Raw genomic sequence first — 14,654 nt, 5'->3', positions numbered from 1 at the left:
CATGAAGGCGGACGATGTCCACGCCCGCCGTCCTCTATCATTTCGCCTATCACCCGGCCTCGCGCACGGCGCGGCTGGCGCTGGGCGAGGCCAAGGTCGACTATAGCGAGGAGGCGGTCCGCCCGTGGGAGGACGACTGCCCCCTGTTCGAGATGAATCCCTCGGGCATGCCGCCGGTGCTGACGACGACGGAAAAGAACCGGCCTCTGACCCTGTGCGAGCTGGACGCCATCCTGGGCTGGCTGGAAGACCGTTCCAAGGGCGACTTCCTGCTGCCCGCCGATCCGGCCGAGCGGGCGGAGGCGCGCCGTCTGGCGACCTGGTTCAGCCGTCGCTTCTCCGACGAGGTGGACGCCGTCCTGCTGCATGAGCGGATGGAGAAGCCTCTGCTGCGGCTCGGCCCGCCCGACGCGCGGATGCTGCGTGAAGGCCGCGAGGCGCTGAAAAGCCATCTGACGGTGCTGGAGCCGCTGGCGGCGGGACGCGAGTGGCTGGCCGGACGCCGTCTCAGCCAGGCCGACCTGATCGCGGCGGGCCATCTGTCGGTGCTGGACTATTTCGGCGAGATCGCCTGGGCGTCCTGGCCGTCGCTGAAGCTGTGGTACTCCAAGCTGAAGTCGCGCCCCTGTTTCCGCCCCCTGCTGGGCGACCGCTTCCCCGGCGTGCACCCGGCGCCCTGGTACGCCGACCTCGACTTCTGAGGCCCCTCAGGGCTAAAGCGCCCTCATGGCGGCCGATCCCCGCATCTTCATCCGACAGCGCGCCGCCGAACTGGGCTTCGGCGTGTGCCGCTTCGCCTCGGCCAGCGATCCGTGGAGCGCGGGCGAGAAGCTGGCCCACTTCGTCGACGCGGGCCGTCACGGCGACATGGGCTGGATGGAGACGACGCTGGAGCGCCGCGCCCATCCCACCGCCATGTGGGACGGGGCGAAGACGGCCATCGTCCTGGGCATGAACTACGGCCCCGACGAAGACCCCCGGCCCGAGCTGGAGGAGGCCTCGGCGGGCTATATCTCCGTCTATGCGCGCGGCGACGACTATCATGAGGTCATCAAGGGGCGGCTGAAGATCCTGGCGGGCCAGATCGCCGCGCGGCTGGGCCAGGAGGTCAAGGTCTTCGTCGACACCGCCCCCCTGATGGAGAAGCCGCTGGCCCAGCGGGCGGGCCTTGGCTGGCAGGGCAAGCACACCAATCTGCTCAGCCGCACCCACGGCAACTGGCTGTTCCTGGGGACCATACTGACCGCCGCCGAGATCGAGCCGGACGAGGCCGAGGTCGAGCATTGCGGCCGTTGCACCGCCTGTCTCGACGCCTGCCCGACCCAGGCCTTTCCAGCGCCGTTCCAGATCGACGCCCGACGCTGCCTCTCCTACCTGACCATCGAACATGCGGGCGCCTGGCCGCGCGAGTTCCGCATCGCGACGGGCAACCGCATCTACGGCTGCGACGACTGCCTGGCCGCCTGCCCATGGAACAAGTTCGCGCAAGAGGCCTCGGAGACGCGGCTGCAGGCCCGCGATGCGCTGAAGTCGCCGCCGCTGGCGAACTTGCTGGCGCTGGACGACCCCGCCTTCCGCGCCCTGTTCACCAAGAGCCCGGTCAAGCGGATCGGCCGCGATCGCTTCATCCGCAACGTCCTTTATGCGGCCGGGAACTCGGGCGAGGCGGCCTTGGTCGAAGCGGTCGAGCGGCTGCTGGACGATCCGGCCCCCGTGGTGCGCGGGGCGGCGGTGTGGGCGTTGTCACGCCTGTCGCCGGAGCGGTTCGAGGCCGAACGCGAAGTACGACTGGCGGATGAAGCGGATGACGCGGTGAAGCAGGAATGGCGTCCTTCTCCCCTTGCGGGAGAAGGTGGCCCGCGCAGCGGGTCGGATGAGGGGTCACGCCGGCCTCAGACCTAGCAAAAAGGGCTTCCCTCGTGGAGAAACCTCTCATCCGTCAGGCTCCGCCTGCCACCTTCTCCCGCAAGGGGAGAAGGATGCGGTCAGCCCATCGCGTGGCCCACGCCGCGGCCGCCGCCGGGCACGGGGGCCACGTCCAGCAGCTTGAGGCGGAACACCAGCACGGCGTTGCCGGGGATCATCGGCGGGCCGCCCATCTCGCCGTAGCCCAACTCGGGCGGCAGGAAGAGAATCCACTCGTCGCCGGGCTTCATCATCTGCAGGGCCTCGGTCCAGCCGGGCACCACGCCCTCGGGCGAGAAGACCGCCGGAGCGCCGCGCTTGAACGAGCTGTCGAACACCGTGCCGTCGGTCAGCGTGCCTTCATAGTCGACCTTAACCAGATCATTGCGGTCAGGCTGGACGCCGCCCGCCGGGCCGGAGGCCACGACCTTGTACTGCAGGCCGGACGGCAGGGTCTGCACGCCTTCTTCCGAGGCGTTCTGCTTCATGAAGGCGGCGGCTTCAGCCGCGTTCTTGGCCAGGTCTTCAGGCGCGCCGGACGGTCGGCTGCAAGCGGAGAGGGCCAGAAGAGCGGTCGCGGCCATGGCGGCGGCGAGAGGGCGTTTAGCCCATGCGAAGTTCATAACCCTGGTCCTTCAAGGCGGCGCCGATTTCCTCGGCATGACGGGAGTCGCGGGTCTCGACCATGATGTCGAACTCGGCGCCCTTGGCGGGCACGTCCAGCGCCAGCCGGTTGTGCACCACGTCGATGATGTTGCCGCCCCGCCCGCCGATCACGGCGGCCATGGCCGACAGCATGCCGGGGCGGTCGTCGCCCAGGATGCGATAGACGATCAGCCGCTTCTCGCGGACCATTTCGCGGTTCAGCACCACGGCCAGCATGCGGGCGTCGATGTTGCCGCCGGTCAGCTCGACGCCGACCGTCATGCCCTTGAAGCGTTCCGGGTTGGCCAGGATGGCGGCCAGGCCGCCGGCCCCGGCGCCCTCGGCCACCGTCTTCTCCAAGGTCGCCAGCAGGGCCACGCCCTTTTCGAAGTCGGCCTCCTCGCAGACGAAGACCTCGTCGATCAGGCTGTCGGCCAGGGCGAAGGGAATTTCCCCCACGGCCTTGATGGCGATGCCCTCGGCGATCGTTTGTCCGCTGCATTTGGCCGGTTCGCCGCGACGGCGCGCGGTGAAGGACGGATAGCGGGCGGCCTCGACGCCGAAGATCTTGATCTCCGGCTTCATCGCCTTGGCGGCGATGGCGCTGCCCGCGATCAGGCCGCCGCCGCCGATGGGGATGATCAGGGCGTCGAGGTCCGGCGCGTCCTCCAGAAACTCCAGGCCGCAGACACCCTGCCCCGCGACGATGCCCTCGTCGTCGAAGGCCGAGACGAAGACATAGCCGTGCTCGGCCTGAAGCCGCTTGGCCTCCTCGGTCGAGCCGGAGAAGTCGAGGCCGTGGATGACGACATTGGCGCCGTGGGCGCGGGTGCCGTCCACCTTCACGAAGGGGGTGCCCTCGGGCATGACGATGGTCACGGGCACGCCCAGACGGCCGCCGTGATAGGCCAGGGCCTGGGCGTGGTTGCCCGCCGAGGCGGCGACGACGCCGCGCTTCTTCTCGTCCGGCGTCAGCTGCAGCAGCCGGTTCAGGGCGCCGCGCTCTTTGAAGCTGCCGGTGAAGTGCAGATTGTCGAACTTGATCCAGATCTCGGCGCCGGTCAGTTGCGACAGGCGGCGGGAATAGCGGACGGGCGTGCGGTCGACCTGACCGGCGATGCGTTCTTGCGCCGCGCGGATGTCGTCGATGGTGACGGTCATGAATTCCCTGATTTTGTTTACGGCCGGCCTCTTTCGTCCGGTCTACGGCCTCCTTTTGGAACAGGGCGCGACGGCGAGCAACCTTGACTCGCCCCGCCCTGCAAGGTCATGCCGGGCCGACGCCTGAACTGAAACCGGGAGCCGCCCTCATGACCACCTTCTCGCGCTCGCCCGCCCGCCTCAAGGGGCTGGCCGCCCTCGTGATCGGCGGTCTGGCCCTTTCCGCCTGCGCCACGACCCCGATGGGCGGCAGCGCCGTCGGCCCCGCCGTCTTCAACGCCGACGACTTCGCCTGGTCGACCCGCGCGGGCCAGGCCTCGATCGAGGGTCGCGTGGCCTTCGCTCAGGACGGTCGCGTCTTCCAGTGCGCCGGCAACGTCGGCCTGATCCCCGACACCCGCTATACTCGCGCCCGCATCGACCGCCTGTACGGCGCCGCCGATCGCGCCGCCGTCCCGGCCGCCGTGGTGCGCGCCCGGTCGGCCGGCGAGCAGGGCGCCGACTATCGCTCCTATGAACGGGCCGAGCCCTGCGCCGACGGCGGCTTCCGCTTCTCCGGCCTGCCGGACGGAAGCTGGTTCCTGATCGCCCCGGTCAAGGCCGACGACAGCGTCATGGTGCTGATGCGCCGGGTGCAGACGCGCGGCGGCCGCGCCGTCAACGTCACCCTGGGGGGCTGAGCCCCCTCAGCTGAGCCGTTAGCTGGGCCGTAAACTAGGCCGTTAGCTGAGCAGTTTTTCGGCGGCCGCGCCCCTGCGCGGCCGTCGTCGTTTGACCGGCGTTCGCCATCCTTTGGCCCCAAGAAGCCGCTCTCTGAGGCGTTCCGTTCAAGGAAAAGTCGGGAGCGTCTTCTTTGTCCCAGCACAACATCATCGGCTCCGAGGCCTTCACCAACCGCCCCTATGTGCTGGTGCGAAACGTGCGGCCGGGCGGGTTTCGCCGTCGCCGGTCGCGCTCGCTGATCGCCTATGGGGTGGTGGCCGTGCTGGCCCTGTCGGCCGGCGCCGCCGTGGCCGCCTTCGCCATGGGGCCCCTGCTGATCGACAAGGCCGTCGAAGCCCCGGCGGCGGCGGCCGCGCCGCTGACGACGCCAAGCGCGCCCTAAACGCCTTCGCTCAAGGGACCACGAAAGCCAGGGCCTGTGCGAACAGTTCGCCGCGGCTGCGCACGCCCATCTTCTGATAGGCGCGCTTGAGGTGGGAGCGGACCGTCTCCAGCGAGACGTCCATGATCTGGGCGATGCGGCCGGTCTCGTTCCCCGCCAGCAACATCTCCACGATCCGCCCTTCGGACGGCGACAAGAGGTGGGTCTCGATCAGGGCCTGGAAGCGCGCTTCGCCGCCGACGCACTGCAGGGTCAGGCCGATCAGGCAGGTCGGGGCCGACGCCACCTCGCGCGCCCAGATCACCCAGGTCCGTCCGTCAGACCCCGGCGTCGCCAGACACCGCGTCTCATCTGACCGCGCCTGCGCCATCAAACGCGGCAGGGCGCGCGACTTCATGGACAACCGCCCCCCTTCGACCCCGAACAGGTCGCCGTCTTCCTGGAGCGCGCGCGCGGCCTCATTCAGCCACACCACTTCCAGCGTGCGCGTGACCAGCAGGCGGGCGCGCATCTCGTGATCGATCCAGGCGGCCAGGGCGCGATTGCACTGCCCCTCGACATCGTCGGCGGCCGCCGTCAATGGCCGTCGACGGCGATCCGGGTTTGATCGTCTGTCCGGGGCGAACCACGCCCCCTCTGCGGCCCGGCGTCCCGCCCGACCGGCCTCCCACACAGCTTGTTCCAACGCCAACGCTCCAGGACTGGCGCACGGCCTCGCTCGAAACCGGCGGCCTCTTCAACCTAAGCTACGCCTGAGCACTAACGACATCTTAACGCATATCCACAGAAGACGCACGCTTATTGCTTTTTGAGTCTTGAATTTTGCATTTTTGAGCAAAGCGTAGCTGCAATTGACAGATTCGCGACCCATCTGATCGCTTAATGTAGGCGCTGCGCGTCGCCCGAAACGCAATTGAAAACGGCGGCCCTTCACAGGGCCGCCGCTCTCGCTTGATCGTCTGAAAGACCGTCAGGCCGTCGCCGGGCGCTCCGCGCCGTCAGCCCCGGCCACAGGACCGTCGCCCACAGGCATGTCGTCCAGTTCGCCTTCCCACTTGGCGACCACCGCCGCGGCGACCGAGTTGCCGACGACGTTGGTGGCCGAGCGGCCCATGTCGAGCAGGTGGTCGACGCCCAGAACGATGGCGATCCACGCCTCAGGCAGGCCGAAGTAGGTCAGGGTCGCCATGATCACCACCAGCGACGCGCGCGGAATGCCGGCGATGCCCTTGGACGTCACCATCAGCAGCAGCAGCATGAAGATCTGTTGCGACACGCTCAGCTGCACGCCGTGGGCCTGCATGATGAACATGGTGCCGAAGGTGCAATAGAGCATCGACCCGTCCAGGTTGAACGAATAGCCCAGCGGCAGGACGAAGCTGACGATGCGACGGCGCACGCCGACCTTGGGCAGGGCCTCCAGGATGCGCGGGTAGGCCGCTTCCGAGCTGGCCGTCGAGAAGGCTAGCAGGGTCGGAGTGCGGATCTCGCGGAACAGGGGGATCACCCGCTTGCCCAGCACCGCGGCGCCGGCCAGGAACAACAGACCCCACAGCACGCCCATGGAGCCGTAGAAGCCCAGCACGAACTTGGCGTAGGTGCCCAGCATCTCCAACCCTTGCGTGGCGATGGTCGAGGCCAGGGCGGCGAAGATGGCGAAGGGCGCCAGCTTCATCACGAACTCGGTCACCTTCAGCATGATGGAGGCGGCCTGTTCAACCAGGTGCAGCACCGCCGGAGCCTTGTCGTCCAGGGCGGCGACCGCCGTGCCGACGAAGACCGAGAAGACGACGATCTGCAGGATCTCGTTCTTGGCCATGGCGTCGAAGATCGAGGTCGGCACCAGATGGGTGATGAAGCCATGCAGCGAGAAGGCGTCCGTCGAAGCCGCCGGCGCGCTGGCCGCCACGGCTTCAGGCAGATGCATGTTCGCGCCCGGCTGCAGCAGTTGGACCATCACCAGACCCAGCACCAGCGACACGATCGAGGCGCCGATGAACCATGTCATGGTCTTGACGCCGATCCGCCCCACCGAAGCAGCGTCCTCCATGTGCGCGATGCCCGCCACCAGGGTCGTGAACACCAGCGGCGCGATGATCATCTTGATCAGGCGCAGGAAGACGTCGGTGATCAGATTCAGGTTCGACGCTGCGGCCGAGGCCTGATCCGCCGTCAGGAAATGATTGAGGCCCCACCCCGTGAGAACCCCCAATATCATCGCTCCGACGATGAAATAGGCGAACAAGCGTTTCATACAAAAAGTCGTCCAGCTTTGCAGGCCCAGCGTCGCTGGACCGCAGTTACAAACCGATGGAGGATCCCCACCCGCCCAAAAGGAAGAGGCAGCGAATAAACGAAAATCCTCTGACCTCCAACGAACTCCTGGAGGTCTAGGCGCGCGAGACATGGATTGGCCGCCGAATTTCGGCGCGAAAACGAATGTTTTGCGGCCGAAGGCCCGGAAATTCCTCTCCGTTTGAAGGAAATTTCCGAAAGGAGCGATCTCACCCGAATTGTCTGATATGGCGCAGGAAAATTACGCGCCTGAGGCGCCGGAGACTGATGCGGCGCAAATTGCGTCCGCGCCTGGAAGACGCCAAGCTGCGTCCAAGCCTCGCAGAAGGCTGATCGAGTGAACGCATCAGGAGTCCGCATGTCCCGCCCCATCCTTGGTTCCGCACGCCGGTTGGCCGCCGGACTGGCTGTCCTGGCCCTCTCATCGACCAGCGCCCTGGCGCTGGAGGCGGCGGCCTCCCGCTCTCCCGCCCCGGCCGCGGCGGCCGCTGCGCCCGCCCGCGCCCTGACCACGCCGATGGAAGCGTTCGGCCATGAGGTCGGGGCGGACTATCGCCTGATCACCTACACCCAGTTCGAGCGCTATCTGCACACCCTGGCCGGACAGTCGGACCGGATGAAGCTGCTGGAGATCGGCCGCTCGTCGGAAGGGCGGACGCAATACCTCTCGGTCGTCTCCTCGCCGCAGAACCTGGCCAATATCGACCGCTATCAGGAGATCGCGCGCCGCCTGGCCAAGGCCGAAGGCGTCAGCGAGGAGGAGGCCCGCGCCCTGGCCGCCGAGGGCAAGGCCGTGGTCTGGATCGACGGCGGCCTGCACTCCACCGAGACGGTGCCGCCCCAGGCCCTGATCGCCGCCCTCTATGAATGGCTGACGGCCGAGGACGCCGAGGCCAAGCGCATCCTGGACGATGTGGTCATCCTGTTCGCGCCGCTGAACCCGGACGGGTGGGAGCTGGTCTCCACCTGGTACATGCGCAACGAAGACCCGCTGAAGCGCGAGTACGACAGCATCCCGGTGCTGTACCAGAAGTACGTCGGCCACGATAACAACCGCGACTACTACCTGTCGGCCATGGCCGAGACGACCAACGTCAACCGGCAGTTCTTCCGCGAGTGGTTCCCGCAAATCATCTACAACCACCACCAGACGGCGCCGGCGGGGACCGTGGTCTTCATGCCGCCGTTCCGCGACCCCTTCAACTACAACTACGACCCGCTGGTCATGAGCACCCTGTCCGAGGTCGGCGCCGCCATGCACAGCCGTTTGATCGAAGAGGGCAAGCCCGGCTCGACCATGCGCAGCGGGGCCAACTATTCGACGTGGAACAACGGGATGGAGCGCTCCGTCACCTATTTCCACAACGCCGTCGGCCTGCTGACCGAGATCACGGGCCACCCGACGCCCAGCCAGATCCGCCTGATCCCGGACAACCAGTTGCCGCGCAACGACCTGCCCATGCCGGTCGCGCCGCAGACCTGGCGTTTCGCCCAGTCGATCGACTATTCGCAGTCGATCAACCGCGCCGTGCTGAACTACGCCTCGCGCAACAAGGACCGGGTGCTGTTCAACATCTGGCGCATGGGCCAGAACGCCATCGACAAGGGCAATACCGACACCTGGCGCCTCACCCCCTCGGCGGTGGATGCGCTGAACGCCGCGGCCGGAACGCAGGCCGACGCCCGTCGCGGGGTCGATCCGGCCCTGTATGAGCGCATCATGCGCGACCCGGCCCGGCGTGACCCGCGCGGCTATGTCATCCCCGCGGATCAGGCCGACCTGCCGACCGCCGTCGCCTTCCTGAACAGCCTGATCAAGACCGGCGTCGACGTCGAACGCGCTGTCCGCGCCTTCACCGTGGGCGGCAAGACCTATCCGGCCGGCTCCTATGTGGTGAAGACGGCCCAGGCCTATCGCCCGCATGTGCTGGACATGTTCGAGCCGCAGGACCACCCGCATGACCTGCAGTATCCGGGCGGCCCGCCCGCCCTGCCCTATGACGCCACCGGCTACACCCTGGCCATGCAGATGGGCGTGACGTTCGACCGCATCCTCGACGGCTTCGAGGCGCCGACCGAGCGCGTCGCCGACGTCATGGCCCCGCCGCCCGGCAGGATCGAAGGCAATGGCCGCGCCGGCTGGCTGATCGACCATGCGCCGCTCAACGGTTATCTGCTGACCAACCGCCTGCTGGCGGCGGGCGTACCGGTCTACTGGCAGGAAGGCGAAACCCGTGCGGGCCGGGCGACCCTGGCGCCCGGCGCCCTGTGGATTCCCGCCGACGACAGGGCCCGCCCGATCGTCGAGGCCGCCGTGCGCGACCTGGGCCTGAACGCCCACGCCGTCGCCCGCGCTCCCGGCGGCGAGCGGATCACGCTGAAGCCGGTCCGCATCGGCCTGGTCGACCGTTACGGCGGCTCGATGGCCTCGGGCTGGACGAAGTGGATGCTGGAGCAGTTCGAATATCCGTTCGAGGTCGTCTATCCGCAGCGCCTCGACGCGGGCGACCTGAACAAGGATTTCGACGTCCTGCTGTTCGCCTCGGACATGATCCCGGCCGACCTGTCCGCCGCCGCCCAGCGCCCGCAACCGGCGCCGGACAGCATCCCCGCCGAATACCGCAGCTGGCTGGGCCACATCACCGCCGAGAAGACCGTGCCCCAGCTGGACGCCTTCGCCCGGGCCGGCGGCAGCGTCGTCACCATCGGCTCGGCCCACCGCCTGGCCGCCGCCATGGGCGCGCCGGTGCAGGACGTGCTGACGGGCGCCGACGGCAAGCCTCTGGCCTCGACCGACTTCTTCATCCCCGGCGCGGTGATGAAGACTGAGGTCGACAACAGCCGCCCCCTGACCTTCGGCGCGCCGCGTCAGATGGACGTCTTCTTCAACCGCAATGCGGGCTTCCGCCATGCGGGCGACGGCGCGTCCCTGGTGCGCTATCCGCAACAGGTCTCAGTCTCCAGCGGCTGGGCCATCGGCTCGGACAGGCTGGCGGGCGCCGACGCCGTACTGGATCTGGAGCACGGCCAGGGCCGGGTCATCGTCCTGGGCCCCGACGTGGTGAACCGCGCCCAGGCCCGCGCCTCCAGCCGCCTGCTGTTCAACGCCCTGTTCTACGGCCCCGCGACAACGGCGCGCTAAGTCTCAAGCGTCGCCACGGATAGGAAGGCCGCCCGGCGATCAACCGGGCGGCCGTTTTCTTGACTGCTCGGGTCCACGTCTTGGGCGCACGTCGCAAACCGTCGCTTGAACGGCTGCCGCAATCTCCCTGGTCAGGAAAATATTGGAGCGGGTAGCGAGAATCGAACTCGCGACATTCAGCTTGGGAAGCTGACGTTCTACCTCTGAACTATACCCGCGCCGCGCCGAGGCGGAGCGTGAAGATATAGGGCGCGGGGCAAAAGAAAAGGCCCGGCGAACCGGGCCTTTGGTTTTTTTGACAGAGGTCGCGACGGATCAGTCGCGGACTTCCTCGACCGTGACGCCGCGCTTGGCCAGCATGGCCTGAACGCTGTCGGCCCCCGCCAGGTGGCCGGCCCCGACCGAGATGAAGGCCGTGCCCGAGCCTTCCAGCAGGGTCACGATCTGATTGGTCCAGTCGGCGTTGCGGCGCGTCAGCATGACCTCGTACATCTCCGGCGATTCCGCCTTCATCTCCTGGCCGATCAAGACGTCCAGACCGTCCACGTCGCCGGTCGACCAGGCGCCGACCATGCGGCCCAGGAACTCCGGCGCCTGATCGAACTCCTTCAGGCCCGAGCGCAGCATGGCCAGCTGCGCCTCTTCCGACATGTCGGCGATGAAGCCGACCTGCTGGGGCATGGTCTCTAAGCCCTTGATCGGCTTGCCCGTGGCGGCGGCGCGGGCGTGCAGCACCTGGTCCCCGCCGTTCTGCGGCAGATAGCCGGCCTTGGTGATGCTGGCCATGGCCAGCTGCAGGGCCGCGAACCACGGGCGCAGCGGGTCCAACTGGGCGGCCGTCGCGCCGATGGAGCGGGCGGCGGCGTCGAGGTCGGCCTGTTCCTCGGCGGTCAGCAGGCTCGACAGGGGACGATCGGGCGAGACGCCCTTGGACTGGATGATCGGCACGGCGCCCGCGACGTCGTTCAGATCGGCGATCTCGAACCAGTATTCGTCGGCGGCGGCGAAGGCGCGATCCAGCTTGGCGCTGCCCCAAGGCGTCTCGGGCTTCAGCACATGGACGGTGCCGAACAGATAGAGGGTGGAGTCCGCATCCTTGACCACCCACAGTCGCGGACCGGACCCGGCCGGGGCGACGGTCACGGCGGCCGGATCGGCGGCGGCGGGCGCGGCCTGGGCGAAGGCGGGCGTCGTCGGCGCCAGCAGGACGGCGGTCAGGGCGGCGGCGGAGACGGAAGCGGCGGCGCGGCTCCAGAGTCGGCGGATCATGGTCAGGCTCCTAGGGTCGCAAAAGAGAAACAGCCGTCAGCCTTCTTCGTCGATGAAGATGGATTCGATCGGCATCTGGAACAGCCGGGCGATCTTGAACGCCAGCGGCAGGGAGGGGTCGTAGCGGCCGGTCTCGAGCGCGTTCACCGTCTGACGCGACACGCCCAGTTCGTCGGCCAGGTGCGCCTGGCTCCAGTCGCGCTCGGCGCGCAGCACCTTGAGGCGGTTCTTCACGGCGTCCTCCTCAACGACGGCCCAGCCACCACCAGACCCAGGCCAGGCCGTAGCCGATGAGTTGGAAGCCCAAGATCATGATCATGCCGGCGGCGACCAGATCAGCCGGCGTCTCGCCCAGGCTGGCGGGAATGGCGATGTCGCCCGGACGCGTGGTCAGCATCAGCATGAGGACGAGACCGACCAACATTCCCGTGCTGCCGCCCCAGTACCAGGCCCATTTGTGCGCCTCGCGCGCGGCCTCGTCGAGACGGCTCCACCACCAGAAGGATACGCCCAAGACGGCAGCCATCATCACCGTCGTGAAGGCGACGGTCGTCCAAAACGCCGCCGTACCGGGTTGGTCGGCCAGGAAACCGCTGCCCAAGCCCCCGACGAAGCCGATCAGCATGACCAGGCCGAACATGGTCGCGACGCCTTTCAGGCCGAGGGGTTTCATCGATTTCATAGGCTCGCCGCGCGTAAAACTGACTTGACAAGCAAGTTTTACAGCCCGGCCGCAGGGCGTCAAGCATGTTTGTCACACTCAGTCGTCACTCCGGCGCGTTCAGCAACTCCGGGCGGCTGACGGCGCGGGGCGATTGTTCGACGGCGTTCAGTTCGGGCAACTCCTTGCCCTCGTGATCGACCTTCAGATCCTCGAAGCGGCGGGCCGAGACCATGACCTGGCTTTCCAGCGAGCCGACGAACTGGTTGTAGCGGGAAACCGCCGCGTCCAGCGCCTTGCCGACCGAGGCGGCGTGGCCGCCCATGACCGACAGCCGCTTGTAGAGCTCCTTGCCCAGCTTGGCGACGTCCTCGGCGTTGCGGGCCTGCTCCTCGGCGCGCCAGCCGTAGGCGACCGCCTTGCACAGGGCGAACAGGGTGGTGGGCGTGACGATGACCACGCGCGAGGCCATGGCCGTGGTCATCAGGTCCGGCTCATGGTCCAGGGCGGCGGCCAGAAAGGCGTCGCCCGGCACGAACATGGCGACGAAGTCGGGGCTGGGCTTGAACTGATCCTGATAGGCCTTGGACGACAACTGGCGCACGTGGGTCTTCATGCTGGCCGCAGTGCGCAGGGACATGGCGCGGGCCTGGGCCTCTTCATCGCCGTCCGCCTCGTCGGCGAAGGCCAGGGACACCTTGGCGTCGATGACGAACATGCCGCCGCCGGGCAACTTCACGATGAAGTCCGGGCGCTGCTGGCGGCCCTCGTCCGTCGCCGACGAGTTCTGCTCCTCGAAATCGAAGCGGCCGGCCATGCCTGCGGCCTCCAGCACATTGCGGCAGGTCTGCTCGCCCCAGCGGCCGCGACGGCCGGTGTTGCCCTTCAGCGCCTCGGTCAGGCGCCGCGCCTCGTCGCGGGTGGCGGTGGAGGCCGCCATCAGCAGGCCGAGCTGCTCCTTCAGCCCGCCCGTCTCGTCGGCGCGCGCCTTCTCCAAGGCCGTCACGTGTTCCTGAAACTTGGCCAGGGTTTCGGAGACGGGCTTGAGCTGGGCCTCCATCCGCTCGCGCGCGACGCGGTCCTGGGCCTGGAAGGTCTCCGTGGCGCGGGCGACCAGCTTGGACGCCACGGCCTCGGCCGATTGGGCGGCCTGCGCCTTGAGGAACTCGGCCATGGAGTCCCGGCTCTCCTCCATCAGCGCCAGCCGCGCATCGGCGGCGTCCAGCGCGCCGCGTGTCTTCTGCCAGCCCATATAGGCCCACAGGAAGCCCCCCGCGGCGACCGCCGCAAAGGCCAACAGGATGATGTCCAGCATGTTCATGCTCCGTTCCTAGCGGGAGTCGGAGCCAGGTTAAAGCGGGGCCGCGTCAGACGCGGACGCGCCTCGGCGCCCTCAGCCCAGTTCGGCTTCCAGATCGGCCAGGCGGGCGGCCTGGTCTTCGGCGATCAGGGCGTTGAGCATGGGGTCGAGGTCGCCCTCGAGGATTTGCGGCAGGCTGTGCAGCGTCAGGCCGATGCGGTGATCCGTCACCCGTCCCTGCGGGAAGTTGTAGGTGCGGATGCGCTCGGAGCGGTCGCCCGAGCCGACCTGGGACTTGCGTGCGTCGGAACGGGCGGCGTCCTTGGCCTGGCGCTGCATGTCGTAGAGGCGCACACGCAGGTTCTTCATCGCCTTGTCGCGGTTCACGTGCTGCGACTTTTCCGAAGAGGTGGCGACGATGCCGGTGGGCAGGTGGGTGATGCGCACCGCCGAGTCGGTCTTGTTGACGTGCTGACCGCCCGCGCCGGACGAGCGGTAGGTGTCGATGCGGATGTCCTTGTCGAGGATCTCGATCTCGACGTCTTCGACCTCGGGCAGGACGGCGACGGTCGCCGCCGAGGTATGGATGCGGCCGCCCGCCTCGGTCGTCGGCACGCGCTGGACGCGGTGGACGCCGCTCTCGAACTTCAGGCGGCCGAAGACGCCCTCGCCGCTGACGGTGGCGATGATCTCCTTGAAGCCGCCGGCGTCGCCCTCGGCGGCGCTGTCGATCTCGACCCGCCAGCCGCGCGACTGAGCGTAGCGCGAGTACATGCGGAACAGGTCGCCCGCGAACAGCGCCGCCTCGTCGCCGCCGGTGCCCGCGCGCACTTCCAGCACGGCCGAGGCGTTTTCATCGGCGTCGCGCGGGGCCAGCAGAAGCGCGACTTCACGCTCAAGCGTCGGCAGGCGCTCGGTCAGGGCGTCCAGTTCATCGGCGGCCAGGGCGGCCATTTCCGGGTCGGCGGCCATGGCTTTCAGATCGTCCGCCTCGGCGCGGGCGCGGGCCAGGGCCTGAACCGCGTCGGCCACGGGCTTGAGCTCGGCGTGCTCTTTCGACAGGCGCACGATCTCGGCGCCGTCCGTGGCTGCGCCCATGCGCGCCTCCACCTGATGGAAGCGGTCGAGCACCTGATCGAGCCGGGCCTGAGGCAGTCGCAACGGCGTGTCC

General features: G+C 68.1%; 14 protein-coding genes and 1 tRNA gene. 5 read left to right on the top strand and 10 right to left on the bottom strand.

Features of this window, described 5'->3' with window-relative positions; genetic code table 11:
* Positions 1-14 precede the first annotated feature (14 nt).
* Together B3D50_RS04295 and queG are read left to right on the top strand one after the other, a co-directional pair.
* Entirely contained in the window at positions 15-701 is a 687-nt protein-coding gene (locus B3D50_RS04295; RefSeq protein ID WP_138142049.1) for a glutathione S-transferase family protein, read from the top strand.
* A gap of 25 nt (positions 702-726) precedes the next feature.
* Complete coding sequence (gene queG, locus B3D50_RS04290; RefSeq protein ID WP_286949598.1) at positions 727-1,902, top strand: tRNA epoxyqueuosine(34) reductase QueG; 1,176 nt, start codon at positions 727-729, stop codon at positions 1,900-1,902.
* A gap of 83 nt (positions 1,903-1,985) precedes the next feature.
* On the opposite strand, the gene B3D50_RS04285 is transcribed toward queG, so the two are convergent.
* Both B3D50_RS04285 and B3D50_RS04280 read right to left on the bottom strand, forming a co-directional pair.
* Positions 1,986-2,528 carry an FKBP-type peptidyl-prolyl cis-trans isomerase gene (locus B3D50_RS04285; protein ID WP_286949597.1) on the bottom strand — a complete coding sequence of 181 codons (543 nt, stop codon included), beginning with the start codon at positions 2,526-2,528 and terminating at the stop codon, positions 1,986-1,988.
* Entirely contained in the window at positions 2,509-3,711 is a 1,203-nt protein-coding gene (locus B3D50_RS04280; RefSeq protein ID WP_286949595.1) for a threonine ammonia-lyase, read from the bottom strand. The genes B3D50_RS04285 and B3D50_RS04280 overlap by 20 nt, the downstream gene beginning before the upstream one ends.
* A gap of 149 nt (positions 3,712-3,860) precedes the next feature.
* Here B3D50_RS04280 and B3D50_RS04275 point away from each other — a divergent pair, with 149 nt between their 5' ends.
* Both B3D50_RS04275 and B3D50_RS04270 read left to right on the top strand, forming a co-directional pair.
* Positions 3,861-4,391 carry a hypothetical protein gene (locus B3D50_RS04275; protein WP_269300456.1) on the top strand — a complete coding sequence of 177 codons (531 nt, stop codon included), beginning with the start codon at positions 3,861-3,863 and terminating at the stop codon, positions 4,389-4,391.
* Between the two features lie 173 nt (positions 4,392-4,564).
* Positions 4,565-4,816: a hypothetical protein gene (locus tag B3D50_RS04270; protein ID WP_286949594.1), complete on the top strand. Its 252-nt coding sequence runs from the start codon at positions 4,565-4,567 to the stop codon at positions 4,814-4,816.
* 10 nt (positions 4,817-4,826) lie between these two features.
* Here the strand turns inward: B3D50_RS04270 and B3D50_RS04265 are convergent, their stop codons facing one another.
* Both B3D50_RS04265 and B3D50_RS04260 read right to left on the bottom strand, forming a co-directional pair.
* Positions 4,827-5,396: a helix-turn-helix transcriptional regulator gene (locus B3D50_RS04265; RefSeq protein ID WP_269300459.1), complete on the bottom strand. Its 570-nt coding sequence runs from the start codon at positions 5,394-5,396 to the stop codon at positions 4,827-4,829.
* Between the two features lie 390 nt (positions 5,397-5,786).
* Positions 5,787-7,070, bottom strand: coding sequence for a dicarboxylate/amino acid:cation symporter (locus B3D50_RS04260; protein ID WP_286949593.1), 1,284 nt, complete (start codon positions 7,068-7,070; stop codon positions 5,787-5,789).
* Positions 7,071-7,469: 399 nt separating this feature from the next.
* Here B3D50_RS04260 and B3D50_RS04255 point away from each other — a divergent pair, with 399 nt between their 5' ends.
* A complete protein-coding gene (locus tag B3D50_RS04255; protein WP_286949592.1) occupies positions 7,470-10,253 on the top strand; it encodes a M14 family metallopeptidase in 2,784 nt (927 codons plus the stop codon).
* Between the two features lie 143 nt (positions 10,254-10,396).
* On the opposite strand, the gene B3D50_RS04250 is transcribed toward B3D50_RS04255, so the two are convergent.
* The 6 genes from B3D50_RS04250 to prfA all read right to left on the bottom strand — a co-directional run bounded on the left by B3D50_RS04250 (position 10,397) and on the right by prfA (position 14,644).
* A tRNA-Gly gene (locus B3D50_RS04250) sits at positions 10,397-10,471 on the bottom strand.
* Positions 10,472-10,568: 97 nt separating this feature from the next.
* Complete coding sequence (locus B3D50_RS04245; protein WP_286949591.1) at positions 10,569-11,522, bottom strand: TraB/GumN family protein; 954 nt, start codon at positions 11,520-11,522, stop codon at positions 10,569-10,571.
* A 36-nt stretch (positions 11,523-11,558) separates the two neighbouring features.
* Positions 11,559-11,756 carry a helix-turn-helix transcriptional regulator gene (locus B3D50_RS04240; RefSeq protein ID WP_003164157.1) on the bottom strand — a complete coding sequence of 66 codons (198 nt, stop codon included), beginning with the start codon at positions 11,754-11,756 and terminating at the stop codon, positions 11,559-11,561.
* Between the two features lie 10 nt (positions 11,757-11,766).
* Positions 11,767-12,195 carry a hypothetical protein gene (locus B3D50_RS04235; protein WP_235362878.1) on the bottom strand — a complete coding sequence of 143 codons (429 nt, stop codon included), beginning with the start codon at positions 12,193-12,195 and terminating at the stop codon, positions 11,767-11,769.
* 94 nt (positions 12,196-12,289) lie between these two features.
* The gene (locus tag B3D50_RS04230; RefSeq protein ID WP_286949590.1) at positions 12,290-13,504 is read right to left on the bottom strand and encodes a DNA recombination protein RmuC; all 1,215 of its coding nucleotides are present in this window, start codon (positions 13,502-13,504) and stop codon (positions 12,290-12,292) included.
* A 72-nt stretch (positions 13,505-13,576) separates the two neighbouring features.
* Entirely contained in the window at positions 13,577-14,644 is a 1,068-nt protein-coding gene (gene prfA, locus B3D50_RS04225; RefSeq protein WP_046654433.1) for a peptide chain release factor 1, read from the bottom strand.
* Between the last annotated feature and the right edge of the window lie 10 nt (positions 14,645-14,654).

It is taken from the genome of Brevundimonas sp. UBA7507, assembly GCF_002478355.1.
Classification (GTDB): Bacteria; Pseudomonadota; Alphaproteobacteria; order Caulobacterales; family Caulobacteraceae; genus Brevundimonas; species Brevundimonas diminuta_D.
The sequence above is the reverse complement of the archived record's forward strand: the minus strand, read 5'-3'. Positions and strand labels throughout refer to the sequence as shown.

What these genes read in the sequence shown, in the direction of transcription:
- B3D50_RS04235 (WP_235362878.1), bottom strand. Translation starts at nt 12,195, where the DNA reads ATGAAACCCCTCGGCCTGAAAGGCGTCGCGACCATGTTCGGCCTGGTC.
- B3D50_RS04255 (WP_286949592.1), top strand. Translation starts at nt 7,470, where the DNA reads ATGTCCCGCCCCATCCTTGGTTCCGCACGCCGGTTGGCCGCCGGACTG.
- B3D50_RS04280 (WP_286949595.1), bottom strand. Translation starts at nt 3,711, where the DNA reads ATGACCGTCACCATCGACGACATCCGCGCGGCGCAAGAACGCATCGCC.
- B3D50_RS04260 (WP_286949593.1), bottom strand. Translation starts at nt 7,070, where the DNA reads ATGAAACGCTTGTTCGCCTATTTCATCGTCGGAGCGATGATATTGGGG.
- B3D50_RS04285 (WP_286949597.1), bottom strand. Translation starts at nt 2,528, where the DNA reads ATGAACTTCGCATGGGCTAAACGCCCTCTCGCCGCCGCCATGGCCGCG.
- queG (WP_286949598.1), top strand. Translation starts at nt 727, where the DNA reads ATGGCGGCCGATCCCCGCATCTTCATCCGACAGCGCGCCGCCGAACTG.
- B3D50_RS04275 (WP_269300456.1), top strand. Translation starts at nt 3,861, where the DNA reads ATGACCACCTTCTCGCGCTCGCCCGCCCGCCTCAAGGGGCTGGCCGCC.
- B3D50_RS04295 (WP_138142049.1), top strand. Translation starts at nt 15, where the DNA reads ATGTCCACGCCCGCCGTCCTCTATCATTTCGCCTATCACCCGGCCTCG.
- B3D50_RS04230 (WP_286949590.1), bottom strand. Translation starts at nt 13,504, where the DNA reads ATGAACATGCTGGACATCATCCTGTTGGCCTTTGCGGCGGTCGCCGCG.
- B3D50_RS04245 (WP_286949591.1), bottom strand. Translation starts at nt 11,522, where the DNA reads ATGATCCGCCGACTCTGGAGCCGCGCCGCCGCTTCCGTCTCCGCCGCC.